This is a genomic window from Salipiger abyssi (genome assembly GCF_001975705.1).
Taxonomy (GTDB): domain Bacteria; phylum Pseudomonadota; class Alphaproteobacteria; order Rhodobacterales; family Rhodobacteraceae; genus Salipiger; species Salipiger abyssi.
Map to the genome: position 1 here is coordinate 2,962,052 of NZ_CP015093.1, position 23,579 is coordinate 2,985,630.

A 23,579-nucleotide genomic window follows, 5' to 3' on the forward strand; every position below is an offset into this window, starting at 1 on the left:
CGTTGCCCCTCGCGCGCCGGGGCGCGCTCCCCCGCGTATTTTGCAAAGAGAAGAAGATCATGATCGAGCTGAGCGATGTGTCGAAGAGCTTTGTCCTGCACAATCAGGGCGATGCGGTGATCCCGGTGATGGCGGGGGCGGCGCTTTCGGTGGCGCCGGGGGAATGCGTGGCGCTGGTGGGCAATTCCGGCGCGGGCAAATCCACGCTGATGCGGATGATCTATGGCAATTACCTGGCCGGCGGCGGGGCGATCCGGGTGGGCGATGTGGACGTCGCCCGGGCCGAGCCACGCGAGATCCTGAGGATGCGGCGCGAGGTGCTGGGCTATGTCAGCCAGTTCCTGCGCGTGGTGCCACGGGTGCCGGCGCTCGATGTGGTGGCCGAGCCGGTGCTGGCGGCGGGCGGCTCACATGCCGAGGCAGAGGCGCGGGCCCGGGATCTGCTGGCGCGGCTCAATGTGCCGGAGCGGCTCTGGACGCTGTCGCCAACGACCTTCTCAGGCGGCGAGCAGCAGCGGGTGAACATCGCGCGCGGCTTTGCGCATCTGTTTCCGGCGATGCTGCTCGACGAGCCCACGGCCAGCCTCGACGCCACCAACCGTGCGGTGGTGCTGGCGCTGATCGCAGAAGCCAAGGCGCGCGGTGCCGCCATCGTGGGGATCTTTCACGATGCCGAGGCGCGGGCGCAGGTCTGCGACCGCGAGGTGGATGTGAGCGGCTTTGCACCGGAGCGTGCGGCATGACCGGACGGTTTTACGCGGTGGTCGGGCCTTCGGGCGCCGGCAAGGACACGCTGATGGAGGCGGCGGCAGAACGGTTGCCCGGGCTGCATCTGGCGCGGCGCGTGATCACGCGCCCGGCCAGCGCCGGCGGTGAGGATTTCGAGGGCGTCAGCGAGGCGGAATTCGACGCGCGGTTGGCGGCGGGGGATTTCGCGCTGCACTGGGCCGCGCATGGGCTGCGCTACGGGGTGCCGGCCACGGTCAACACGGTGCTGGGGCAGGGGCGCCCGGTGCTTTGCAACCTGTCGCGCGCGGTCCTTCCGCAGGCGGCGGCGCGGTTTCCCGGCATGGCGGTGCTGCATGTCACCGCGCGACCGGAGGTTCTGGCGGAGCGGCTTGCCGGCCGGGGGCGCGAGACGGTCGAGGAGATCGCCCGCAGGCTTGCGCGTCAGGGCGCGGCGCTGCCCGAGGGGCTGCCGGCATATGAGATCGACAATTCCGGCGCGCTGGAGGCGGCGGTGACGCGGCTCCTCGCGCTGCTTCAGCCGGCGAGGGCGTAGCGGTGCAGAATATGGAACCGGCCGTCCGGTGCCTCGCCAAAGAGCACCAGCGCGCCGACCCGGAAGGGGCGCGGCAGCAGCGGCGTCAGCACCGGCTCCAGGGCCTCGGCGGTTTGCGCTGCATCCTCGGCGGAGAGCCGGCCCGACAGGGTGAGGTGGAAGCGGAATTCCTCCATCACGTAAGGGTAGCCCCAACGCGCGAGGTTCTCTTCCTGCGCAGGCGAGAGCCGCGCCTTGCGGCGGCGCTCCAGCTCGGCCTCGGTGGGCGGGGCGCGGTGCGTGTCGAGTGCGCGCACCGTCTCGGCGGCGAGCGCGGCGAGGGCCGTGGTGTCGCCTTCGGGCGTGAGCGCGAGGAACGAGCCGAGCCGCGACAGGGTCAGCCCCGGCATCTCGACGGGGGCAAGCCGGGCGGCGAGCGCGGCCAGATCGGCCTCCAGCGCGGCGCGGCTGCCGGTGAGGCGGAAGGGCGGCTTCAACGTGCCATGAAAGCCGTATTTGCGCGGCGTGGCGGTGATCTCGGCCACCGGGCGCGGCAGGCCGGGCAGCTCGGGGTGGGCGCAGGGTGTGCCGGTCGCGGCATCCCAGCCAAGCCAGCTTGCGCAGAACTCGGCAAAGGGCCCGGGCTCGGGCGCGTAGTAGATCGCGAAACGGGAATAATCGGTCATGGGCGCGGACATAAGCGTCTCATGTCACGGAATGATGACGGAGCAAAGGGCAGGACATGGGCGAGATGAGTATGGGCCACATCCAGGCAACGGGCGAGCTGGTGCTGGCAAATGCGCGGATCGTGCTGGAGCGCGAGGTGATCCGGGGCAGTGTGCTGATCCGCGACGGGCGGATCGCGGCGGTGGATACGGGCGCGGCGCCGGCTGGGGCGGTGGATTGCGAGGGCGATCTGATCATTCCCGGACTGATCGAGCTGCACACCGACAATCTCGAACGCCATATCCAGCCGCGCCCCAAGGTCGACTGGCCGCATGCGGCGGCGATCCTGGCGCATGACGGCGAGCTGGCCTCTGTGGGCATCACCACGGTGTTCGACGCGATGCGTGTGGGCTCGGTGATTTCGGGCGGGCGGACGGATTACCGCAAATATGCGCGTCCGCTGGCCAGCGAGCTGATGCAGGCACGCGCCAAGGGCATGCTGCGGATCAGCCATTTTCTGCATCTGCGCGCCGAGGTCTGTTCGGAGACGCTGCTCGACGAGCTGGCGGAGTTCGGCGAGGCCGACCGGGTGGGAATCCTGTCGATCATGGATCACACGCCGGGGCAGCGGCAGTTTCGCGACCTTTCGAAGCTCAAGGAATATGTCTGCGGCAAGCACGGGCTGTCGGAAGACGAATTCGCCGATCACATTGCCAATCTGCGCGCGATTCACGCGCGGCTGGGTGCGGCGCATGAGGCCGGCGCGGTTGCTGCGGCGCAAAAGCTGGGGGCGGTGCTGGCCAGCCACGACGACACGGTTGCTGACCATGTGCAGGTGAGCGCAGGCCATGGCGTGCGGCTGGCGGAGTTCCCGACCACGGTGGAGGCGGCGCAGGCCTGTCACGATCACGGCATCGCGGTGATGATGGGCGCGCCGAACCTGATCCGGGGCGGCTCGCATTCCGGCAATGTGGCTGCGGCGGAGCTGGCCGAGAAGGGGCTGCTCGACATTCTGTCTTCGGACTATGTGCCTTCGGCGCTGATGACAGCGGCGTTCCAGCTTGCCGATCTCTGGGACGACCTGCCGCGCGCGATTGCCACGGTCACGGCCACGCCGGCGCGGGCCACCGGGCTCGTCGATCGCGGGGTGATCGCCGAGGGGCTGTTTGCCGATCTGGTGCGCGTCGCGCATCTCGACGGCGTGCCGGTCATTCGCGGTGTCTGGAGCCACGGGCGTCAGGTGGGCTGAGCCGGTTTTTATCCCGGCGGGACCAGCGCCTTCGCCGCCGCCGCCCGCACCGCGCGGGTGAGTGGCGTCAGCGCGCCGGCCACCAGCCGGTTGACCTGCCAGTAAAGCGCAACCTCGCGCGGATGGCCCGGCAACAGCGCCACCAGTTCGCCACGGGCAAGGGGTTCGGAGACCAGGGCCTCCGGGTTCAGCCCCCAGCCAAGCCCGAGCCGCGCCGCCTCGACAAAGCCCTGTGAGGAGGGCAGGCGGTGCACGGGCGGAGACAGCGCCTGTCCGGTCACCTCGCGCAGCCAGTCGTGCTGGAGCGCATCCTTGGCGTTGAATTGCAGCATCGGCGCGTGGGCCAAGGCTTCCGCATCGGCGCCGCCGGGGAAATGCCGCGCCATGTACTCCGGCGAACAGGTGGCGACGTAGCGCAGGCTGCCGAGCGCAAGGCTGTCGCAGCCCTGCACCGGGCGCGCATGGGCGGTGATCGCTGCCGAGACCTCGCCCCGGCGCAGCCAGTCGGCGGAATGCGACTCGTCGTCGAGCGCGATATCGAAGAGCATCTCCTGCCCGGCGAGCGCCGGCAGGAACCAGACCGAGAGGCTGTCGGCATTGACCGCGAGCCGCAGCCGGGCGGGGGTGCCGGGCAGCGCCAGATCGCGCGCCAGCGCCGCGTCGAGCAGCGCGATATCCGAGGCGTGCCGTGCCAGCCGCGCCCCGGCCGGCGTTGCCGTGCAGGGGCTGCCGCGCTGGATCAGCGCGGTGCCGATCCGGTCCTCCAGCGCCTTGATCCGCTGCGACACCGCCGAGGGCGTCACATGCAGTGCCCGTGCCGCCGCCTCGAAGGCGCCGAGACGCAGGACCGCGTCGAGCGCGGCGAGCTGTGCGGGATCGAATGACATTAGAAATTCTTAACAGAATAAAAATTCTTTAACTAGGGTGTTCCGACTGCCGCGTGCTAGGCCATCCCTCGCAAGAGCAAAGACAAAAGGCGGGGCAAGGACATGCAGGCGGCGATATCGGGTTTTGCGCTGGGGCTTTCACTGATCCTGGCCATCGGCGCGCAGAATGCCTTTGTGCTGCGGCAGGGACTCTCCGGTGCGCATGTCTTTGCGGTCTGCCTGCTCTGCGCGCTCTCGGATGCGGTGCTGATCGCCGCCGGGGTCGCGGGGTTCGGATCGCTCACCGCCGCGCTGCCGGGGCTGGAGGCGGCGATGCGCTGGCTCGGCGCGGGCTTTCTGCTCTGCTACGGCGCGCGCACGCTCTATTCTGCCTGGCGCGGCGGCGAGAGCCTGCGCGCCGGCGTCGCCGCCGGCAGCCTGCGCGCGGCGCTGCTGACCTGCCTGGCGCTGACCTGGCTCAACCCGCATGTCTATCTCGACACGGTGGTGCTTTTGGGGGCTGTCTCGGCGCAATACGACAACCGCCTGGGCTTTGCGCTGGGCGCCATGAGCGCCTCGGTCGTGTTCTTCTTTACCCTCGGCTACGGTGCCCGGGCGCTGGCGCCGGTCTTTGCCAGACCCGCCGCCTGGCGGGCCCTCGATCTGGGGATCGGGCTGACCATGTGGGCCATCGCGGCGAAGTTGATCACGGGCTAAGACGTGGCGTCGGCGGCGCTTTCGCCTTGCGCTGCGCCGGAGGTACGCTAACAGTCATCTACATGACCACCGCCGTATCGACCCCCGTCCGGGGGATTTTCTGGATGATCGTGACGGGGCTTTGCTTCGTCACCGTGACGGCCCTCGTGAAGACGCTGGGCGGGCGCGTGCCCGCCGCCGAGTCGGCTTTCCTGCGCTATCTTCTGGGGCTGGTGTTTCTGCTGCCGGCCTGGCGCAGCCTGCGCGATCTGCGGCTGACACGCCGGCAGATGGGGCTGACGGCGCTGCGCGGAGCGGTGCATACGCTGGGGGTGATCTGCTGGTTCTTTGCGATGAGCCGCATTCCCATCGCCGAGGTCACGGCGATGAACTATCTCACGCCGGTCTATGTCACGATCCTCGCGGTGTTTTTCCTCGGCGAGCGGCTGGCGGTGCGCCGGATCATGGCCATCGTCGCGGCTTTGGGCGGCGCGCTGCTGATCCTGCGCCCGGGCTTCCGCGAGCTCGATCCCGGGCATTTCGCGATGCTGACCACGGCTTTCATGTTCTCGATCTCCTACCTGATCGCCAAGATCGTCTCGGGCGAGATGAGCGCGACCATCGTCGTCGCGCTGCTGTCTGTGGCTGTGACCATCGGGCTCTTGCCCTTTGCGCTGGCGGTCTGGGTCACCCCCTCGCTGACCGATCTGGCGATCCTCTTCGGCGTCGCCTGTTTCGCCACCGGCGGGCACTATTCCATGACGCTTGCCTTCGCCGCGGCGCCGGTGACGGTGACCCAGCCGGTCACCTTCCTGCAACTGGTCTGGTCGGTCCTGCTGGGCGCGATGTTCTTTGCCGAGCCCGTCGATATCTGGGTGGTCGCCGGCGGGTCGGTGATCATGGGGGCGGTGCTCTTCATCACCTGGCGCGAGGCGGTGCTTAAGCGGCGCATCTCGCCCGCGGGCCCTGAAACCCAGGCCTGAAAGGCATCGGAAACGATCCGTTTCCAATTCCAGAAAAATCCACATCCGTTGCCAAGTTTCGCCTTATTTCACCGCGAAAGTCGAAGCCGACGTAAGGTCAATTCTGGTCAATGGAGAGTATGATGTTTGCCGATAACAAACTGACCGAAGATATGAACGAAGTCCGCGATTTCCTTCTGAACGAGCGCGCCAAGGTGCTGTCGGATACCGAATGGCGGTTCCGGATGCGCGGCTACGGCTACAACCTGCGCCGCACCGATGGCGGCATGGAAGTGGCGCGTCTGCCGCAGAACCGGGTGCTCGGCACGCTGGAGCTGTAAGCGCCCGAATGCGCCGAACAGGTACCACGGTTTTTATTGATTGATGAGTCAATCAACGTGATTTAGCCTTTCCGCGATGTGTTTTCGCGGAGGGGCCTATGCCCAGAATGGGACAGGAGCCGAAACGCCGCGCGGCGCTTCTGGCAGCGACGGTGGAAGAGGTGGGCCGCGCGGGCTCGCTCGACGTGACCGTCGGGCAGATCGCGCGCCGCGCCGGGATGTCGCCGGCGCTGGCGCATCACTATTTCGGCGGCAAGGCGGATATCTTTCTCGCCGCCATGCGCCAGATCCTCAGCGATTACGGCGCCGAGGTGCGTGCCGCGCTGAAGGCCGCCCCCGAGGGGCAGCGGCTCGACGCGCTGATCGCGGCCAATTTCTCTGAAAGCTGTTTTGCCCCGGCCACCGTCTCGGCGTGGCTGAACTTCTACGTGCTGGCCCGCCGCGATGCGCAGGCCGCACGGCTGCTGCGCGTCTATCAGGCGCGGCTGCATTCCAACCTCGTGCATGCGCTGCGGCCCGGCGCTGCCGACGCCCAGCTTGCCGCGCGCCGGATCGCGGCGCTGATCGACGGGGTCTATCTGCGCGCCGCGCTCTCGGGCGACGGCGTGGCGGGCGCTGCGGCGGAGGTGATCGCCGCCGCCCATGCGCTGGCGGATGCGGGGTGAGCGGGCAGGCCGAATATGTCATTGTCGGCGCCGGCTCGGCGGGCTGCGCGCTGGCCTACCGGCTGGCCGAGGCCGGGCGGTCGGTCATCGTCGTGGAGTTCGGCGGCAGCGATGCGGGGCCGTTCATCCAGATGCCGGGCGCGCTCTCCTATCCGATGAACATGCCGCGCTATGACTGGGGGTTCGTGTCAGAGCCCGAGCCGCATCTGGGCGGGCGGGTGCTGGCGGTGCCGCGCGGCAAGGTGCTGGGCGGGTCGTCCTCGATCAACGGCATGGTCTATGTGCGCGGCCATGCCTGCGATTACGATCACTGGCGCGAGGCCGGCGCCAGCGGCTGGGGCTATGCGGATGTGCTGCCCTATTTCAAGCGGATGGAGCATTGGCACGATGGCGGTCATGGCGGCGATCCGGGCTGGCGCGGCCGCTCCGGCCCGCTGCATGTGACACGCGGCGGCCGGCGCAACCCGCTGGTGCGCGCCTTTGTCGAGGCCGGACGGCAGGCGGGTTATCCGGTGACCGGCGATTACAACGGCGCGCAGCAGGAGGGCTTTGGCGCCTTCGACATGACGGTCTGGCGCGGGCGGCGCTGGTCGGCGGCGAACGCCTATCTGCGCCCGGCGCAGCGGCTGGGCGCGCGGGTGCTGCGCGGTCTGGCGACGCGGGTGGTGATCGAGCAAGGCCGCGCCACCGGGGTGGAAATCGCCACGCCGCGCGGCGCGCAGCTGATCCGGGCGACGCGCGAGGTGATCCTCGCGGCCTCGTCGATCAACACGCCGAAGCTGCTGATGCTTTCGGGGGTGGGGCCGGGCGCGCAGCTTGCCGGGCACGGCCTGCCGGTGCTGGCCGACCGTGCCGGGGTGGGGCAGAACCTTCAGGATCACATGGAGATCTATCTCCAGATGGCGGCGCGGCTGCCGGTGAGCCTCTACCGCCACTGGAACCCGCTGGGCAAGGCGCTGGTCGGCGCGCAATGGCTGCTGACGCGGCGTGGCCCGGGCGCCTCGAACCAGTTCGAGAGCGCGGGCTTCATCCGCTCGCGCGCCGGGGTGGCCTATCCCGATATCCAGTTCCATTTCCTGCCGCTGGCGGTGCGCTACGACGGCAGGGCCGCCGCCGAGGGGCACGGGTTTCAGGCCCATGTCGGGCCGATGCGTTCGCCCTCGCGCGGGTCGGTCACCCTGCGCTCCGCCGATCCCGCCACCCCGCCGCGCATCCGCTTCAACTACATGAGCCACGCGCAGGATTGGGAGGATTTCCGCGCCTGCATCCGGCTCACCCGCGAGATCTTTGCGCAGGAGGCCTTTGCGCCCTTTGCCGGGCACGAGATCCAGCCCGGGGCCGGCGTGCAGAGCGAGGACGAGATGAACGCGTTCCTGCGCGCCCATGTGGAAAGCGCCTATCACCCCTGCGGCACCTGCCGGATGGGGCGGGCGGACGATCCCGGCGCGGTGGTCGATCCGGAGGCGCGGGTGATCGGGGTGGAGCGGCTGCGCGTCGCCGACAGCTCGGTCTTTCCGCGCATTCCCAACGGCAATCTCAACGCGCCCTCGATCATGGTGGGCGAGAAGGTCGCCGATCACCTGCTCGGGCGCCGTTTGCCGCCGGAGAACGCCGTGCCCTGGATGCATCCCGACTGGCAGAGCGCGCAGCGCTGAGGGCGCCGGCTGCGGCGATATGGCGTTAAGCTCTTTCGACAAATCGTCTTGAAAACCGCGCCCGGGGCGCAGAGATCATGGGCTATGTTAAGACTTTGTTCAGCCCTTGTTCTGCTGCTCGGCCTCGCGGTCGCGGCAGAGGCCGGCCCCTCGGGGCGGCTGCATGTGATCGACGGCGACACGCTCGATGTGGGCGGCACGCGGGTGCGTCTGCACGGGATCGACGCGCCGGAGGCCGAACAGATGTGCGGCGGCGACGGTGTGTCGATGTGGGGCTGCGGCGCCTGGGTGAGCGGCGAAGTCCGCGCGCGCTATGACGGGCGCCGGGCGCGCTGCGAGACGTTGGACACCGACCGCTACGGTCGCGCGGTGGCTCGCTGCACGGTCGGCGGCAGGGATATGGGGCGCAGTCTTGTGCAGGCGGGGCTGGCCTTTGCCTACCGGCGATATTCCATGGACTACGATCTTGATGAAAAGCGCGCGGCGGTGCAGGGGCGCGGCCTGCATGGCGCGGGCGTGCAGTCTCCGGCGGCGTTCCGCGCGGCGGCGCGCAAGGGGGCGGCGGCGGTCAATGCCGCCAAGGCGCCGCAGGGCTGTGTGATCAAGGGCAATATCTCGCGCGACGGCAAGCGCATCTACCATATGCCCGGGCAGACATACTACGAGGCGACGCGTATCAATCCTGCGCGGGGCGAACGCTGGTTCTGCTCCGAGGCAGAGGCGCGGGCGGCGGGCTGGCGCAGGGCGAAACGCTGAGCGGAAAGTCGCGGCGGTTTGATCCCGGTCAAGGTGGTGCCTCGGCGCCCGTGCAAGCCTGTGATCCGGCGTAACGGACCACACAGGAGGAGACGCAATATGTCCCATGTCCCGCATGAGCTTGCCGACGAATTTCCGGACCATGCCGCACGCATCTCGGCGCTGAAACAGAGCGACAAGCGCTTTGCGCATCTCATGGAGAAATATCACGAAATCAATCGCGAGGTGCATCGGGCAGAGACCAATCTGGTGCCGATGGACGCGCTTGCGGAAAACGATCTGCGCAAGCGTCGCGCGGCGCTGAAGGACGAGCTCTACGCGATCCTGAGTGCCGAGCCCGCCGCCTGAGCCGGGCATGCGTCCGGCGCCTTTCCCGGGCGCCGGAGGTTTACTCCAGCAGCGCCTCGATCCGGGTGACGATGGGCTCTGAGAGCGGACGCGTGGTGGCGCCCCAGCCCTCGACGAAACCGCCATCCGGCCCGATCAGCGCCTTGTTGAAATTCCACCCCGGCTCGAACCCCTGCGCCGCGAGCCAGCGATAGAGCGGATGCGCGTCCTCGCCGGTGACGCGGGTGATCGTGGTCATCGGCAGATCGAGGGCGAAATTCAGCTCGCAGAACGCCTTGACCTCTTCCTCGCTGCCGAGCTCCTGGCGGAAATCGTCCGACGGCACCGCCAGCACCACCAGCCCGCGGTCGCGATAGCGGTCGTAGAGCGCCTGCAACCCGTCATATTGCGGGGTGAAGCCGCAGCGCGAGGCGGTGTTGACCACCAGCACCGGCTGCCCGGTCCAGCGGTCGAGCGAGAGCGTGCCGCCGTCGATGCTGTCGAAGGCGAAGCTTTGCGCCGCAAGTGCGGGCAGGGCGAGGGTGAGGGCGGCGAGCGTGGCGAGGATGCGGATCATGGGCGAGCTCCTTTTGTCGGGAAATAGGGCGCGGTGGGCGAAATCAATGGCACTGGTCAGCGCGTCGCGGCGGGCGTATCCTGAGGGTTCAGGAGGTGTGCCATGGCCGGAGGCTGGAGCCGCGACGGAGCGGTAAGCGAACAGATCGAAGCGTCGATTTCCGACGAGCTGGAGCGCATGCGCGGGCGCCGCGCGCCGGTGGGCGAGAGCCTGACCGAATGCGCCGAATGCGGTGAGGAGATCCCCGAGAAGCGCCGCATCGCGATCCCGGGGGTGAAGCTCTGCATCGACTGCCAGCAGGAGCGCGACGGGGCGTACCGCGCACGCGGCGGGGTCAACCGGCGCGGCTCGAAGGATTCGCAGCTGAAGTGATCCGGCGGTGCGGGCGCGCGGCGCCCGCGCATGTCGTCTCACCCCCGGCCTGTGGCCGGGGGCTCGGGTGGGCGCTTTTGATTGGTATTGCGCCCTGGATGGCGGCGGTCCGGCATGTTGCGGGGAACGGGGAATTCTGCTGAGAGGCGTCTGAGGGGCTGGTCTGCCCTCAGAGCGCCGGTTCCAGTGTCGGGGCGAGTCTGCGAAGCCTCAAGGACAGGCCGCGCGAGGCGCGCGGTCGGCTGCGCCGATCCTTGACCCTTCGCAGACTCACCCGGTTGGGGTCAGATCCCCTGAGGCACCATGAAGACCCGGCCGATGCGCGGATCGCTGGGATGGTGAAAGCAGCCGGGCGTGCCTTTGGGATCGAGCCGCGTGCACTCTGTGGCAAAGGCCGCATAGAGCACCTCGAAGGCCGGGTCCGTGTCTGTGATCCGCTGCCAGCCCTGCGCTTCCATGTCTTTGGCTAGGCTTTCGAAGCTCTTTCCGAAATTGTCCCTGGGCGGGTAGGGCGCGCCGAGGCCCAGCTCATAGACCAGACGCACGGGTGCGAAGCGCGCCCCGTCGAGCGTCATCTGATAGGACGCCTGGCGATGGCGCCTTGCGTAATCCTCGGGATGCAGCCGGCGCGCGGCCTCGACCGCGCACCAGCCTTTCAGCAATGCCCAGGAGGGGGCGTTCACCCCTCCATCGCCTCCAGCTCGTCGATGAAGCCCTCGATCATGCCGAGGCCCTTGTCCCAGAATTTCGGATCGCTCGCGTCGAGGCCGAAGGGGGCCAGCAATGCGCTGTGATGTTTCGAGCCGCCCGCCTTGAGCATGTCGAAATACTTGTCCTGGAAGCCCTCGGGATTTTCCTCGTAGACCGCGTAGAGCGCGTTCACCAGCCCGTCGCCGAAGGCATAGGCGTAGACATAGAAGGGCGAATGCACGAAATGCGGGATATAGGCCCAGAAGGTCTCGTAGCCCGGCATGAACTCGAAAACCGGGCCGAGGCTTTCCGCCTGCACCGACATCCACAGCGCGTTGATGTCGTCGGGGGTGAGCTCGCCGCCGCGCCGGGCCTCGTGCAGCTTGCATTCGAAATCGTAAAAGGCGATCTGCCGGACCACGGTGTTGATCATATCCTCGACCTTGCCGGCGAGCATGACCTTGCGCTCCTTGGGATCGGTCGCCTTGTCGAGCATGGCGCGGAAGGTCAGCATCTCGCCGAACACGCTTGCCGTCTCGGCCAGGGTCAGCGGGGTGGAGGCCAACATCTCGCCCTGACCGGCGGCCAGCACCTGATGCACGCCGTGGCCCAGCTCATGCGCCAGCGTCATCACGTCGCGCGGTTTGCCGAGATAGTTCAGCATCACGTAAGGATGCACCTCGGTCACCGTGGGGTGGGCAAAGGCGCCCGGGGCCTTGCCCGGCTTCACCGCGGCGTCGATCCAGCCCTTGGTGAAGAAGGGCTGCGCGATCTCGGCCATGCGCGGATCGAACCCGGCATAGGCCTCCATCACCGTCTTTTGCGCCTCGTCCCAGCCGACGATGCGGTCGCTCTCCATCGGCAGCGGCGCGTTGCGGTCCCAGACCTGCATCGTGTCGAGCCCCAGCCATTTCGCCTTGAGCGCGTAATAGCGATGCGACAGGCGCGGATAGGCGGCGACCACCGCGTCGCGCAGCGCTTCGACGACCTCGGGCTCCACATCGTTCGAAAGGTGCCGGCCCATCTGCGCCGAGGGCATGCCGCGCCAGCGGTCCATGATCTCCTTTTCCTTGGCCTGGGTGTTGTGGACCCGGGCGAAGGTGCGCAGGTTCTGCCCGAAGACCCGCGCCAGCTCGTGCGCGGCGGCCTCGCGCTTGGAGCGGTCCTGCTCGGTCAGCAGGGTGAGGGTGGATTCGATCGACAGGGTCTCGCCATCGACGGTGAATTCCAGCCCCGCGATGGTCTCGTCGAAGAGCTTCATCCAGGCGTCGCCCACCACGCCCATATCGTGCAGGAAGCGCTCCAGCTCGTCGGAGAGCTGATAGGGTTTCATCGCGCGGATGCGGTCGAAGGCGGGCTTGTAGCGCGCCAGATCGTCATCGGCGGCGAAGAGCGCGTCATAGGTCGCGTCCTCGATGGCGTTCAGCTCGAGCGTGAAGAAGACCAGCGGCGTGGTGTAGATCGTCACCTTTTCCTGAAGGTCGGAGAGGAACTTGGTGCGTTCGGCATCGGTGGATTGCTGATAATAGCGCAGCCCGGCATAGGACATCAGCCGCCCTCCGATGGTCTCGATCTTTTCGTGACGCTGCACCATTTCGAGAAAGCCCGTCGCGTCGAGCCCGGCCATCTTGCCCTCGTAATCGGCGGCAAAGCGCGCGCAGGCATCTTCCAGCCAGTCGAGATCGCGCTTCAGCTCGGGCGCGTCGGGGGCGGCGTAGAGGTCGGTCAGGTCCCATTCCGGCAGATCGCCCAGGTCGCGGCCTCCGGCAGAGGCGTTGGCGTCGAAAAGCGGGCGGGAGGCGGGAAAGGCGGTCTGCATGGGATCCTCACATCTGTTTCCCCAAGACATAGGGGCGTGCCCGCCCGGATGGCAATGGCGCCGCGCGGATTTTGCGCCGGGCGCCGGGGCGGCGACCCGAGACTTTCGGCGCTGTTCACGCGGATTCGGGCAAAAATCTTTCGACGGCGGGGTGTGAGCGGTTAGAGTTTTTTCAGTGCCCCGTGAGGAGAGGGGCGTTTGGTGAATGTGCGATTTCGGGAGGAGACGATCATGACACAGAAACCCATTCTCTACGGTGCCGTCGGCATTCTGGTGGGCTTTGTCGGCGGCATCGCGATCGGCAGCGCCACCAGTCAGAGCCGGGTCGGCGAGGCGGTGAGCCAGGCGCTGGCGCCCGCGCAAGAGGCGAGCGAGAGCGCCGCGGCATCGCAGCAGGAGGCGCTGACCGGGCTGGGTGAGCGCATCGCGGCGCTGGAAGCGGCGATCTCCGAGGAGGAGGACGGCAGCGACCTGACGGCGCGGCTCGACGCGCTGGAAACCGGCATGCAAGAGCGGCTCGATGCCCTGTCGGAGCAGGCCGAGGCGCAGTCGCAGGCGGTGCGGGGCGCGCTGGCGGATCTCTCCGGCGGCATGGAGGAGGCGGCGCAGATCGCCGCCGCCGCCGTGGCGACACGCAGCGGGGGTGTCGGCAATGACGGCGGCGGCCCGGCAGCGGAGGGGATGATGGTCACCGACCCGCTGGGCGTCGGCGAGACGGCGCTTTTCGACGAGGGCCGGGTGCGGGCCTTTGTCTCGCGGCTCGATCCGCAGGGCGGCTCGGTGAGGCTGGCGGTCAATGGCGCGCTGGTGGCGCTCGGCGCCGGCGGGTCGGCGCCGGTGGCGGGCGGCGATTGCTCGGTCGCGGTGATGGCGCTGCGGGACGGGCGTGTCACGCTCGGGTCGGATTGCGGCACCGGCGAGAGCGTAGAAGCGGCGCCCGCCGAGGCGGGCAAGGTGCCGGAGGAGGGCTATCGCCCGGGCCATATGGTGCGGCTCGCCGACGGGGCGCTGCGCGTCTATGTCTCGGGGCTGGCGGCGGACGGCTCGGCGGCGCGGCTGGCGGTGAACGGGATCGAGACGGAGATGGTCGCGACCGGATCGGCGCTGGAGGTCGAGGTCGACGGCAAGGCCTGCTCGGTCACGGTAACCGGTGTCGGCGGCGGGCTCGTCGGGCTGGAGGGCGCGTGCGGCTGAGCCCGGGCCGGTGGTTCTGAACCGCGCCCTGCGGCGTCAGCCATAGGCGGCGAGCATGTCGCGCAGATCGGCCAGCGTATTGGCCTCCTGTGCCGGCTTGTCGCGGCGCCAGCGCGCCATGCGGGGAAAGCGCAGCGCGAGGCCGGATTTGTGGCGCGGGCTGGGCTGAATGCCCTCGAAGGCGATCTCGAAGACCAGCTCGGGCCGCACCTGCCGCACCGGGCCGAAGCGTTGCAGCGTGTTGCGCCGCACCCATGTGGTGATCTCGTTGAACTCGGCATCGGTGAGGCCGGAATAGGCTTTGGTGAAAGGCACCAGATCGTTGCCGTCCCAGGCGGCAAAGGTGAAATCGGTGAAGAGGTTGGCGCGGCGCCCGTGGCCCTGCTGGGCATAGATCATCACCGCGTCGACGCTGAGCGGATCGAGCTTCCATTTCCACCAGTCGCCCTTTTTGCGCCCGGCGAGATAGGGGGCGTCCAGCCGCTTCAGCATGAGCCCCTCGGCGCGCTGCTCGCGGGCGGTGGCGCGGGTGGCGGCCAGCGCCTCCCAGCTGTCGAACGTGATGCGCGGCGAGGCGCGCAGCGGCGCGTCCGGCGGCAGATCGGCGAGCAGCGTATCGAGCATGGCGCGGCGTTCGGCAAAGGGGCGGTCGCGGATGTCCTGACCCGCCGCCTCCAGCAGATCATAGGCCAGAAGGATCACGGGGGCGTCCTTCAGCAGCTTTTTCGGCACGGTCTTGCGCCCGATGCGCTTTTGCAGCGCGTTGAACGGCAGGGGCTGGGTGCCGTCCCAGGCGACGAGCTCGCCGTCGAACACATGGCCGGGCGGCAGGAAATCCGGGACGCGGGCGAATTCCGGAAAGCGGTCGGTCATCAGCTCTTCGCCGCGCGACCAGACGTGATGGGCGCCGCCGCGCAGGATGAGCTGGCCACGGATGCCGTCCCATTTCCATTCCGCCAGCCAGTCCTCGGGCGCGCCGAGCGCCTCGGGCGCGCTGTCGAGCTGATAGGCGAGGTAGAAGGGATAGGGCCGGCTGTCATCGGCCTGCGGGTCGGGCGCCTCGATCAGCGCCTGCCAGGTGGTGGTTTGCGGTGTCCAGTCGCCCATCAGCCGCAGCGCCAGCGCCGCCTCGTCCTGCCCGGTGGCCTGCGCCAGCGCGCGGGTCATGAGCTTGCGGCTGACGCCGATGCGGAAGCCGCCGGTGATCAGCTTGTTGAAGAGAAAGCGCCCGGTCTCGTCGAGCCCGTCCCAGGCGGCGAGGATCTGTGCCTTGCGGATGTCCTGATCGACTTGAGAAAGATCGACCAGAATATTGATCCAATGGGATAATGTCTGCTCCGAGGGGGATGAGGGCGGCGGCAGGACCAGGGCGATGGTCTCGGCCAGATCGCCGACCACCGGATAGCTTTCCTCGACCAGCCAGAGCGGCAGCCCGGCGCGTTCGGCGGCCCATTCGCGTAGCTGCGTGGTGGTGACCGCGCGTTTCGGGCGCCGCCCGGAGAAGAGCGCGATGGTCCAGAGCCGGTCCTCCTCTGGCGCGTTTCTGAAGTATTCCGCCAAAGCCGCTGTTTTTACAGAGGTTTTCGTGCTCTGGTCGATGGCTTTAAAGAGCCGGGAGAAGGCTTTCACGCGGCATCCTCCCCGGATGTGGCGGAGTCGTCTTCCTCGCCGCCGAACTCGGTCGGCACGACCTGTGCGTCATAGCCCTGCGTCGCCAGCCAGCGGCTGAAAATTTCGGTGTAACCATGCGTGACAAATATCTTTTCCGCGCCGGTCTCGCGAATGGCGGTATGCAGCTCGCCCCAATCCGCATGGTCGGAGAGCACAAAGCCCCGGTCGGCGCCGCGCCGCCGGCGCACCCCGCGCAGCCGCATCCAGCCCGAGGCCATACCGGTGGCCGCTCGCCCGAAACGCCGCGCCCAGGTCGATCCCAGCGCCGAGGGCGGCGCGATCACCATGGCGCCGGGATGGGCTTTGACATCGAGATCTGGCGTTGCGTGCGTCGTTTCGGGCAGCGCATAGCCCTGCGACCGCAGCACCGCATTGGTGTTCTCCACCGCACCATGGGTGAGGATCGGGCCGATCTCCGGATCGAGCAGCGCCAGCAGTCGCTGCGCCTTGCCGAGCGAATAGGCCCCGAGGATCGAGGCGCGGCCCGCGTCGGCATTGACCGCCCACCAGCCGTTGATCTCGGCGGCGATCTCCTGCTGCGGGCGCCAGGTGAAGACCGGCAGGCCAAAGGTGCATTCGGTGATGAAGGCGTGACAGCGCACCGGCTCGAATGCCTCGCAGAGCCCGTCCGGCGCCAGCTTGTAATCGCCCGAGACCACCCAGATCTCGCCACCCACCTCCACCCGGATCTGCGCCGAGCCGGGGATGTGGCCGGCGGGGTGAAAGCTCACCGTGGCGCCGCCGATGCGGCGGCGCTCGCCAAAGCGGATGGTGTCGAGCGCGACCTCGCCCAGCCGGTGGCGGATCACCGGGGCGGCGGGTTCGGTGGCGAGATAGGCGTCATGGCCGGGGCGGGCGTGATCCGCGTGGCCATGGGTGATCAACGCCCGGTCGACCGGGCGCCACGGGTCGATGTGGAAATCCCCCGCCGGGCAATAGATGCCCCTGTCGGTAAAGGTCAGAACCGCTGCGCTCATGCGCCGCAACCTAGCACGGCGCGTCGCGCGGGCCAGATCAGGCGCTCAGCGCTTCCTGGCCGTCGCAGGGGCGGCCTTCGAAGACCTCCACCATCTGCCGCGTGATGTGGCGGCGGGTCGCGGCGTCCTCCATCAGCACCTCGTGCCGTCCGTTCGGCACCGTCTCCAGATGCCCGCCGGGCCAGGCCGCCATGCGGGCGATGATCCGGGGCACATCTACGATACGCTCATTGGCGCCGACAAAGGCGATACAGGGCATCGCGGGCGAGGGCATTCGCGCCAGCGCCAGGCATTCCGCCAGCGCCTGATGCAGCCAGCGCAGCGAGGGGCCGCCGAGCTGGAGGTCGGTGATCGCGTTCACCTGCCGCTGCATATAGTCCCAGCCCTCGCGGTCGCCGGTGAGCTGGTTGGTCTCGAAGGTCTCGGTCGCGACATAGCTCGCCGGGCCGGTGGAGGGGGTGTAGACATGGCTCAGCCCGACCCGCGCGCTGCCCCATCCCAGTGCCCAGGCGGCGGAGCGCAGCGGCCCCGGCAGGCGAATCCCCCACATCGGGCCGGTGAAGGCGCAGGCGGCCACCGGCAGCCCCTCATGCAGGGCGCGCAGCCCGATGCAGCCGCCCATGGAATGCGCGGCGAGGTAGAAGGGGCGCGGCAGCGCCAGCGCGGCGGCGGCGTCGAGCACCGCGGCCACATCGGTCTGGTAGTCGTGGAACATGTCCACATGGCCGACGCGCCCGTCGGGCAGCATGCGGTCGGCGAGCCCCTGGCCGCGCCAGTCCACCGTCAGCGTATGATAGCCCATCTCGGCGAAATCGCCGGCGACACGGCCGTATTTCTCGACATATTCCGTGCGCCCGGGGAACATCAGCACTGTCCCCTTGGCCTCCGGCGCCTCCTGCGGCCCGGGATAATGGGCCACGCGGATGCGCAGCCCGTCCTCGGTCTGCATCCAGTAGGCGCGGGCACCGACCGGGCCATCGGCCAGCTCGGCATGGAAGGGCGCGTCTTTCATCATGTCAGGAAAAAACTCCACCGAGGCGCATCGCGGCGCCCATATCACCATCAATCGAAAGCCGGCCCGACATGAAGGCGCTCGTCGGATTCAGAGAGCCCTCGATGATCTGCCGGAATGTGCCGCTATCGGCGGTCAGCGTGACATCGGCGGCCTCGTCGCCCGCGCGGGCGCCATTGGCATCCACAAGGATGCTGCCTTCGCCCTCGATCACGAATTTGGCCACGCCGTCAAAACCCCGCCCATCCAGCTTTGCGTTCAGCGCCTCGACCGCCGCGGTCACGATGTCGCTCATTCCTTGGTCCTTCCTTCACGAAATCCTGTGCTGGCATTCCAGCATGTTCAGGGTACACTCGGAAGCATGAGCATGGGTCGAAGCAAGATCAAATCTACCGTAGCGGCGTTTTCCGCCCTAGTCATGTTTTCCATACCCGTCTCTGTCGCCGCGCAGGACCGGGCGGGAGAGCTGCTGGAAGAGCTCGGCGCCGCCGAGTCGGAGGCGCAGGCGCAGCGGTTGGAAAAGGCGCTTTATCTGGAGTGGTCGAAATCCGGATCTGCGGCGATGGACCTGCTGCTCAAGCGCGGGCAGGATGCGCTGGAGGTGACCGATACCGCCTCGGCGCTGGATCATCTGACCGCGCTCACCGACCACGCGCCGGAGTTTGCCGAGGGCTGGCACGCGCTGGCGCTGGCCTATTATCAGGCCGAGATGTTCGGCCCGGCGATGGATGCGCTGGAGCATGTGCTGGCGCTGAATCCCCAGCATTTCGGGGCGTTGCGCGGGGTGGCGGCGGTGCATGAGCAGCTTGGCAACGATACGCTTGCCTATGACGCCTATACGCAGGTACTGGAGCTGCGACCGTTTGACGAAGAGGTGACCGAGGCACTGGAGCGGCTCGCGGGCCGGGTGCAGGGCATCGAAATCTGAACCTCTGACAAAAGAACAGGGCGGTACCATGCCCCAGCGCGCACGGGTTGCGGCCGTTCTCGGCCCGACCAATACAGGCAAGACCCATTACGCCATCGAGAGGATGCTGGCGCATCGCACAGGCATGATCGGCCTGCCGCTGCGCCTGCTTGCCCGCGAGGTCTATGACAAGGTGGTCGCGGCGCGCGGCCCCTCGGTGGTGGCGCTGGTCACCGGCGAGGAGCGCATCGTGCCGCCGCGCGCCGCCTATTGGGTCTGCACCGTCGAGGCGATGCCCGAGGGGCTGGGCTGCGATTTCGTCGCCATCGACGAGATCCAGCTTTGCGCCGATCCAGAGCGCGGCCATGTCTTCACCGACCGGCTGCTGCGCATGCGCGGGCAGCACGAGACGCTGTTTCTGGGCTCCGACACGATGCGCGGCCCGATTGCGGCGCTGGTGAAGGGCTGCGAATTCATGCGTCGCGAGCGGATGAGCCAATTGAGCTATATTGGTTCGAAAAAGATAAGCCGCATGCCTGCACGCTCGGCCATCGTCGGGTTTTCGGTCGATAATGTCTATGCCATCGCCGAGCTGATCCGGCGCACCAAAGGCGGTGCCGCGGTGGTGATGGGGGCGCTCAGCCCGCGCACGCGCAATGCGCAGGTGGATCTCTACCAGAATGGCGAGGTCGATTATCTCGTGGCCACCGATGCCATCGGTATGGGGCTCAATCTCGATATCGACCATGTGGCGTTCTCCTCGCTCAACAAGTTCGACGGGCGGCGGATGCGCGAGTTGCAGCCCAACGAGCTGGCGCAGATCGCCGGGCGCGCGGGCCGGGGGATGAAGCCCGGCACCTTCGGCACCACCGGCGATGCCGGCCAGATCCCCGAGGACTGGGTGGAGGCGATCTGCAATCACAACTTCACGCCGCTGCGCAAGCTCAACTGGCGCAACCCGAATCTGCGCTTCGGCTCGATCCCGGCGCTGATCGACTCACTGGAGCAGGCGCCGCAGGACGAATGGCTCGTCAAGGCGCGCGAGGCCGACGACCTGCAAGTGCTGAAGTCGCTGGGGCAGGAGGCCGAGGTGCTGGCGCGGGCCGGCAATCCGGCCTCGGTGCAGCTCTTGTGGGATGTCTGCCGGATTCCGGATTTCCGGGGAATCAGCCACGCGGAACACTCTGGCCTGTTGCAGGTTATCTTTCAGCACCTGCACGAACGCGGTACGATACCGCATGATTTCATGGCGCGGCAGGTCAAGCGGATCGACCGCACCGATGGCGATATCGACGCGCTGTCGAAGCGGTTGGCATATATCCGCACATGGACCTATGTGGCGCAGCGGCGCGGCTGGGTCGATGACGAAAGCCATTGGCGCGAGGCAACCCGCGCGGTAGAAGACGCTCTATCCGATGCGCTTCATGCGCGTCTGACGCAAAGATTTGTAGATCGGCGGACATCCGTATTGCTCCGCCGGTTGAAGCAGAAGGAGGCCCTCTTGGCCGAGGTGAACGACAAGGGTGAAGTGACCGTCGAAGGCGAATTCGTCGGTCGGCTGGAAGGGTTCCGGTTCCGGCAGGATCAGGGCGCGACAGGGCAGGAGGCGAAGACGCTGAAGCAGGCGTCTCTCCAGGCGCTGGCACCGCATTTCCATCTGCGGGCGGACCGGTTCTACAACGCGCCGGATACCGAGATCGATTTCACCGAGCAGGGTGGTCTGATGTGGGGCGAGCAGGCGGTGGGCCGGCTTGCCAAGGGGGACGACGCGCTGAAACCGCGCGTGGTGGCCTTTGTCGACGAGATCGCCGGGCCGGATGTGATCCAGAAGGTGGAACGCCGCCTTCAGCATTTCATCGACCGCAAGATTGCCGCGCAGTTCGAGCCGCTGCTGAATCTCCAGCGCGACGAGACGCTGACCGGTTTGGCGCGGGGCTTTGCCTTCCGCATGGTCGAGGCGATGGGCATCATCCCGCGCGGTCAGGTGGCCGACGAGGTCAAGCAGCTCGACCAGGACGCGCGCGGCGCGCTGCGCAAGCACGGCATGCGCTTCGGCCAGTACACGATCTTCATGCCGCTGCTGCTGAAGCCGGCGCCGACCCGGCTGCGGCTGGTGCTCTGGTCGCTCTTCACCGATCTCGACACCTTCCCCGAGGCGCCGCCGCCGGGGCTGGTGACGGTGCCGAATATCCGCGACGTGCCGATGCAGCATTACACGCTGGCGGGCTACCGCCCGGCGGGCGAGCGCGCGATCCGCATCGACATGCTGGAGCGTCTGGCAGATCTCTTGCGCGCGCAGGACAGCCGCGGCGGGTTCGAGGCCAATCCCGATATGCTCTCGATCACCGGCATGACGCTGGACCAGTTCGCCGACCTCATGCAGGGGCTGGGTTACAAGGCCGAGAAGGGCGAGCGCGAGAAGGTGCGCAGCGCCGATCAGGTCGTGACCGAGGAGTCTCAACCCTCTGGCGAACCGGCTGAAAATGAGCCCGTCATGGATGCGGCGCAGGAGGAGGAGAACACCCCCGCCGCCGCGCCCGATGCCGCCGACACACCGCCTGCCGCCGATGCGGTGCCGGGCGCCGAGGGGTATGACGACGAGGGCGTCGCGCCGGTCGCCGAAGACCCGGAGGCCGTCGAGGTCGACGATCACATCCCCGAGGCCGACGATACCGATCTGCTGCCGGGCAGCGCGCCCGACGAAGCGCTGGCCGGCCCCGAGATCGAGGCGTTCTATACCTTCACCTGGGGCGGCAACCGCAATCGCGGCCCGCGCCGCGAAGGCGGGCGTGACGGTGGCCGTGGCGAGCGCCAGCATGCCAAGGGCGGCGGTCCGCGCGGCAAGGGCGGCGCGCCCAAGGGCAAGGGTGGTAAGCCTGGCAAGGGTAAGCCGCAGGGCCAGAAGGGCGCCAAGACCTACGAATCGCGTCCCCGCAAGGAGGACAAGATCGACCCGGACAACCCCTTTGCCGCCGCGCTCATGGGGTTCAAGGGCAAGTCGTAAGTGGCTGACGCTCCCGCCGTTCCCGCCAAGCTGCGCATCGACAAATGGCTCTGGCAGGCCCGCTTCTTCAAGACGCGGAGCCTTGCCGCCAAGGCCGTGTCGGGCGGGTTGCGGGTCAACGGGCTCGGCGTGTCGAAACCGGCCTTTGCCGTGGGGCCGGGCGATGTGTTGACCTTTGCACAGGGGCGCGTTGTGCGGGTGATCCGCGTGGTGGCGCTCGGCACGCGACGCGGGCCGGCACCGGAGGCGCAGGCGCTGTACGATGACCTCGACCCGCCGGCCGCGCGCCCGCCGCAACCGGTCGAGCCGCCGGCGCCGCGCTATGAGGGCGGGGGCCGCCCGACCAAGCGCGACAGACGTGCGCTCGATGCGCGCCGGGATATGCTTGAATGATCCGGCGGGCTGGATTAGCTAGACGCCCTAGACGCTAAAGCCTCATATGGACGGATCGCCATGACTTATGTGGTCACTGAGAACTGCATCGCCTGCAAATACACCGACTGCGTCGAAGTCTGCCCCGTGGATTGCTTCTACGAGGGTGAGAACACGCTGGTGATCCATCCCGACGAATGCATCGACTGCGGCGTCTGCGAGCCGGAATGCCCGGCGGATGCGATTCGGCCCGATACCGAGCCGGACATGGAGAAATGGGTCGAGTTCAATCGCAAGTATTCCGAGATGTGGCCGGTGATCATCTCGAAGAAAGACCCGATGCCCGACGCCGACGAGCGCGACGGCGAAGAGGGCAAGATGGAGAAATACTTCTCCGAGGCGCCGGGCGAGGGCGGCTGAGCCGCGATTCGGCGCTTGCCTGCAAAAGCGGTTGCTTTCGGGGCAGGAACAATCTGCAATAAGTTGAATCCATGGGGATTCTCTGCTTCCGCCATTGTTCTGGGAAACGCCTTTCATTTGTGCTATAATGTTTGGCACACATGACGGATCCATGCACACACGACCGGGGCGCTCGGCGCACGGGGGAATAGCGAAGACGCGCAAGTTTTCAGGCGAACGGGATGCAACGCATATCCGTCCGTCTTTTCTGTCGCTGTGTGGTATGGTTTGGCTGCTGAGGACGCTGTTGAATGACCAAAACCAAGAAAAACGAATTCCGCCCGAATGATTACGTGGTCTACCCTGCGCATGGCGTGGGTCAGATCATGTCGATCGAGGAGCAGGAAGTCGCCGGCATGAAGCTGGAACTGTTTGTGATCTCCTTCGAGAAGGACAAGATGACCCTGCGGGTGCCCACCCACAAGGCGACCGAAATCGGCATGCGCTCGCTCTCCACGCCCGACGTTGTCAGCCAGGCGATGAAGACGCTGAAGGGCAAGGCTAAGGTCAAGCGGGCCATGTGGTCGCGCCGCGCGCAGGAATACGAACAAAAGATCAATTCCGGCGATCTGATCGCCATCGCCGAAGTGGTGCGCGACCTGCACCGCGCCGACGATCAGCGCGAGCAGAGCTATTCCGAACGTCAGCTTTACGAAGCGGCGCTGGAGCGGCTGACCCGTGAGGTTGCCGCCGTCTCCGGTGGCGACGAGGTCGCTGCCGCGCGCCAGGTCGACGAGGTTCTGGGGCTGCGCGCCGCCTGAACTTCTGTCAGAGAGACAATGGAAAAGCGGGCTTCTGGCCCGCTTTTTTTGTTTTGGTGCCGCGGTGGGCAGATCGCCTACCCTACGGCTGAGTGTTGCCCGGCGCGGAACAAGGCCGCAGGCCGCCTCTCACACACCGCTAAGCGATGTGTTGCCGGCAGGCGTTTGCAAGCAAACGCCGAGAGCCGCGCCATCGCCGGCCCGTTCCGTCGCACCAAAGGTGCGCCGTTAATAATCGGCACGCCTCGGGCGTGACGGTCTGGCGATCTGTTGACGTCAATGCAAAGTGTCGAGGTCATTCGGATTTGGCCGGGATAAAT

General features: G+C 67.6%; 26 protein-coding genes. 17 read left to right on the plus strand and 9 right to left on the minus strand.

Translation table 11 applies throughout. The features are described 5' to 3' along the window. Window positions 1-59 precede the first annotated feature (59 nt). Window positions 60-743, plus strand: a complete 684-nt coding sequence (phnL, locus tag Ga0080574_RS17975) for a phosphonate C-P lyase system protein PhnL (protein ID WP_076702892.1) — start codon at window positions 60-62, stop codon at window positions 741-743. Then, window positions 740-1,282, plus strand: a complete 543-nt coding sequence (phnN, locus tag Ga0080574_RS17980; RefSeq protein ID WP_076702894.1) for a phosphonate metabolism protein/1,5-bisphosphokinase (PRPP-forming) PhnN — start codon at window positions 740-742, stop codon at window positions 1,280-1,282. Before phnL ends, phnN begins: the two co-directional genes overlap by 4 nt. Here the strand turns inward: phnN and Ga0080574_RS17985 are convergent. Further along, on the minus strand, window positions 1,264-1,959 hold the full coding sequence (locus Ga0080574_RS17985) for a DUF1045 domain-containing protein (RefSeq protein ID WP_076702896.1): 696 nt from the start codon (window positions 1,957-1,959) through the stop codon (window positions 1,264-1,266). The genes phnN and Ga0080574_RS17985 overlap by 19 nt on opposite strands. 44 nt (window positions 1,960-2,003) lie before the next feature. Between Ga0080574_RS17985 and Ga0080574_RS17990 the strand changes: the two genes are divergently transcribed. Continuing rightward, window positions 2,004-3,176: an alpha-D-ribose 1-methylphosphonate 5-triphosphate diphosphatase gene (locus tag Ga0080574_RS17990; protein ID WP_076702898.1), complete on the plus strand. Its 1,173-nt coding sequence runs from the start codon at window positions 2,004-2,006 to the stop codon at window positions 3,174-3,176. 8 nt (window positions 3,177-3,184) lie between these two features. Here the strand turns inward: Ga0080574_RS17990 and Ga0080574_RS17995 are convergent, their stop codons facing one another. Further along, complete coding sequence (locus tag Ga0080574_RS17995; protein WP_076702900.1) at window positions 3,185-4,063, minus strand: LysR family transcriptional regulator ArgP; 879 nt, start codon at window positions 4,061-4,063, stop codon at window positions 3,185-3,187. 102 nt (window positions 4,064-4,165) lie between these two features. Here Ga0080574_RS17995 and Ga0080574_RS18000 point away from each other — a divergent pair, with 102 nt between their 5' ends. The 7 genes from Ga0080574_RS18000 to Ga0080574_RS18030 all read left to right on the plus strand — a co-directional run bounded on the left by Ga0080574_RS18000 (window position 4,166) and on the right by Ga0080574_RS18030 (window position 9,465). Next, complete coding sequence (locus tag Ga0080574_RS18000) at window positions 4,166-4,759, plus strand: LysE/ArgO family amino acid transporter (RefSeq protein WP_076702903.1); 594 nt, start codon at window positions 4,166-4,168, stop codon at window positions 4,757-4,759. Between the two features lie 62 nt (window positions 4,760-4,821). After that, on the plus strand, window positions 4,822-5,721 hold the full coding sequence (locus Ga0080574_RS18005; protein ID WP_076702905.1) for a DMT family transporter: 900 nt from the start codon (window positions 4,822-4,824) through the stop codon (window positions 5,719-5,721). Window positions 5,722-5,843: 122 nt separating this feature from the next. Beyond that, window positions 5,844-6,041 carry a hypothetical protein gene (locus Ga0080574_RS18010; RefSeq protein ID WP_076706045.1) on the plus strand — a complete coding sequence of 66 codons (198 nt, stop codon included), beginning with the start codon at window positions 5,844-5,846 and terminating at the stop codon, window positions 6,039-6,041. A gap of 98 nt (window positions 6,042-6,139) precedes the next feature. Further along, the gene (gene betI, locus Ga0080574_RS18015) at window positions 6,140-6,706 is read left to right on the plus strand and encodes a transcriptional regulator BetI (protein WP_076702907.1); all 567 of its coding nucleotides are present in this window, start codon (window positions 6,140-6,142) and stop codon (window positions 6,704-6,706) included. Next, a complete protein-coding gene (gene betA / locus Ga0080574_RS18020; RefSeq protein WP_076702911.1) occupies window positions 6,703-8,361 on the plus strand; it encodes a choline dehydrogenase in 1,659 nt (552 codons plus the stop codon). The genes betI and betA overlap by 4 nt, the downstream gene beginning before the upstream one ends. An 84-nt stretch (window positions 8,362-8,445) precedes the next feature. Then, a complete protein-coding gene (locus Ga0080574_RS18025; protein ID WP_076702913.1) occupies window positions 8,446-9,117 on the plus strand; it encodes a thermonuclease family protein in 672 nt (223 codons plus the stop codon). Between the two features lie 99 nt (window positions 9,118-9,216). Then, complete coding sequence (locus Ga0080574_RS18030; RefSeq protein ID WP_076702916.1) at window positions 9,217-9,465, plus strand: HP1242/YdcH family protein; 249 nt, start codon at window positions 9,217-9,219, stop codon at window positions 9,463-9,465. 40 nt (window positions 9,466-9,505) lie between these two features. Here the strand turns inward: Ga0080574_RS18030 and Ga0080574_RS18035 are convergent, their stop codons facing one another. Next, entirely contained in the window at window positions 9,506-10,021 is a 516-nt protein-coding gene (locus Ga0080574_RS18035; protein ID WP_076702918.1) for a glutathione peroxidase, read from the minus strand. Between the two features lie 102 nt (window positions 10,022-10,123). Between Ga0080574_RS18035 and Ga0080574_RS18040 the strand changes: the two genes are divergently transcribed. After that, window positions 10,124-10,393: a DksA/TraR family C4-type zinc finger protein gene (locus tag Ga0080574_RS18040; protein ID WP_076702920.1), complete on the plus strand. Its 270-nt coding sequence runs from the start codon at window positions 10,124-10,126 to the stop codon at window positions 10,391-10,393. A gap of 284 nt (window positions 10,394-10,677) precedes the next feature. Here the strand turns inward: Ga0080574_RS18040 and Ga0080574_RS18045 are convergent, their stop codons facing one another. After that, the gene (locus tag Ga0080574_RS18045) at window positions 10,678-11,076 is read right to left on the minus strand and encodes a hypothetical protein (protein ID WP_156876397.1); all 399 of its coding nucleotides are present in this window, start codon (window positions 11,074-11,076) and stop codon (window positions 10,678-10,680) included. Then, window positions 11,073-12,902 carry a M3 family oligoendopeptidase gene (locus tag Ga0080574_RS18050; RefSeq protein ID WP_076702926.1) on the minus strand — a complete coding sequence of 610 codons (1,830 nt, stop codon included), beginning with the start codon at window positions 12,900-12,902 and terminating at the stop codon, window positions 11,073-11,075. The genes Ga0080574_RS18045 and Ga0080574_RS18050 overlap by 4 nt, the downstream gene beginning before the upstream one ends. 231 nt (window positions 12,903-13,133) lie before the next feature. Between Ga0080574_RS18050 and Ga0080574_RS18055 the strand changes: the two genes are divergently transcribed. Further along, a complete protein-coding gene (locus tag Ga0080574_RS18055) occupies window positions 13,134-14,096 on the plus strand; it encodes a hypothetical protein (RefSeq protein WP_076702928.1) in 963 nt (320 codons plus the stop codon). 36 nt (window positions 14,097-14,132) lie between these two features. On the opposite strand, the gene Ga0080574_RS18060 is transcribed toward Ga0080574_RS18055, so the two are convergent. Genes Ga0080574_RS18060 through Ga0080574_RS18075 form a run of 4 tightly spaced genes read right to left on the minus strand, consistent with a single transcriptional unit; the run spans window position 14,133 to window position 18,051 of the window. Further along, complete coding sequence (locus tag Ga0080574_RS18060; RefSeq protein ID WP_076702930.1) at window positions 14,133-15,725, minus strand: ATP-dependent DNA ligase; 1,593 nt, start codon at window positions 15,723-15,725, stop codon at window positions 14,133-14,135. Next, on the minus strand, window positions 15,722-16,744 hold the full coding sequence (locus Ga0080574_RS18065) for a ligase-associated DNA damage response exonuclease (protein WP_076702932.1): 1,023 nt from the start codon (window positions 16,742-16,744) through the stop codon (window positions 15,722-15,724). Before Ga0080574_RS18065 ends, Ga0080574_RS18060 begins: the two co-directional genes overlap by 4 nt. A gap of 37 nt (window positions 16,745-16,781) precedes the next feature. Continuing rightward, window positions 16,782-17,759 carry an alpha/beta fold hydrolase gene (locus tag Ga0080574_RS18070; RefSeq protein ID WP_076702934.1) on the minus strand — a complete coding sequence of 326 codons (978 nt, stop codon included), beginning with the start codon at window positions 17,757-17,759 and terminating at the stop codon, window positions 16,782-16,784. A gap of 1 nt (window position 17,760) precedes the next feature. Beyond that, window positions 17,761-18,051: an SCP2 sterol-binding domain-containing protein gene (locus tag Ga0080574_RS18075; protein ID WP_076702936.1), complete on the minus strand. Its 291-nt coding sequence runs from the start codon at window positions 18,049-18,051 to the stop codon at window positions 17,761-17,763. 123 nt (window positions 18,052-18,174) lie between these two features. On the opposite strand from Ga0080574_RS18075, the gene Ga0080574_RS18080 reads away from it, so the two are divergent. From Ga0080574_RS18080 to Ga0080574_RS18100, 5 genes are all read left to right on the plus strand, one after another. Continuing rightward, on the plus strand, window positions 18,175-18,684 hold the full coding sequence (locus Ga0080574_RS18080) for a tetratricopeptide repeat protein (protein WP_083716886.1): 510 nt from the start codon (window positions 18,175-18,177) through the stop codon (window positions 18,682-18,684). A gap of 28 nt (window positions 18,685-18,712) precedes the next feature. Beyond that, complete coding sequence (locus tag Ga0080574_RS18085) at window positions 18,713-21,667, plus strand: helicase-related protein (protein WP_076702940.1); 2,955 nt, start codon at window positions 18,713-18,715, stop codon at window positions 21,665-21,667. Then, complete coding sequence (locus Ga0080574_RS18090) at window positions 21,668-22,060, plus strand: RNA-binding S4 domain-containing protein (RefSeq protein ID WP_076702942.1); 393 nt, start codon at window positions 21,668-21,670, stop codon at window positions 22,058-22,060. A 60-nt stretch (window positions 22,061-22,120) separates the two neighbouring features. Next, window positions 22,121-22,459: a ferredoxin FdxA gene (gene fdxA, locus Ga0080574_RS18095; protein ID WP_076702944.1), complete on the plus strand. Its 339-nt coding sequence runs from the start codon at window positions 22,121-22,123 to the stop codon at window positions 22,457-22,459. Window positions 22,460-22,749: 290 nt separating this feature from the next. Continuing rightward, window positions 22,750-23,259, plus strand: a complete 510-nt coding sequence (locus tag Ga0080574_RS18100; RefSeq protein WP_076702946.1) for a CarD family transcriptional regulator — start codon at window positions 22,750-22,752, stop codon at window positions 23,257-23,259. Window positions 23,260-23,579: the final 320 nt, after the last annotated feature.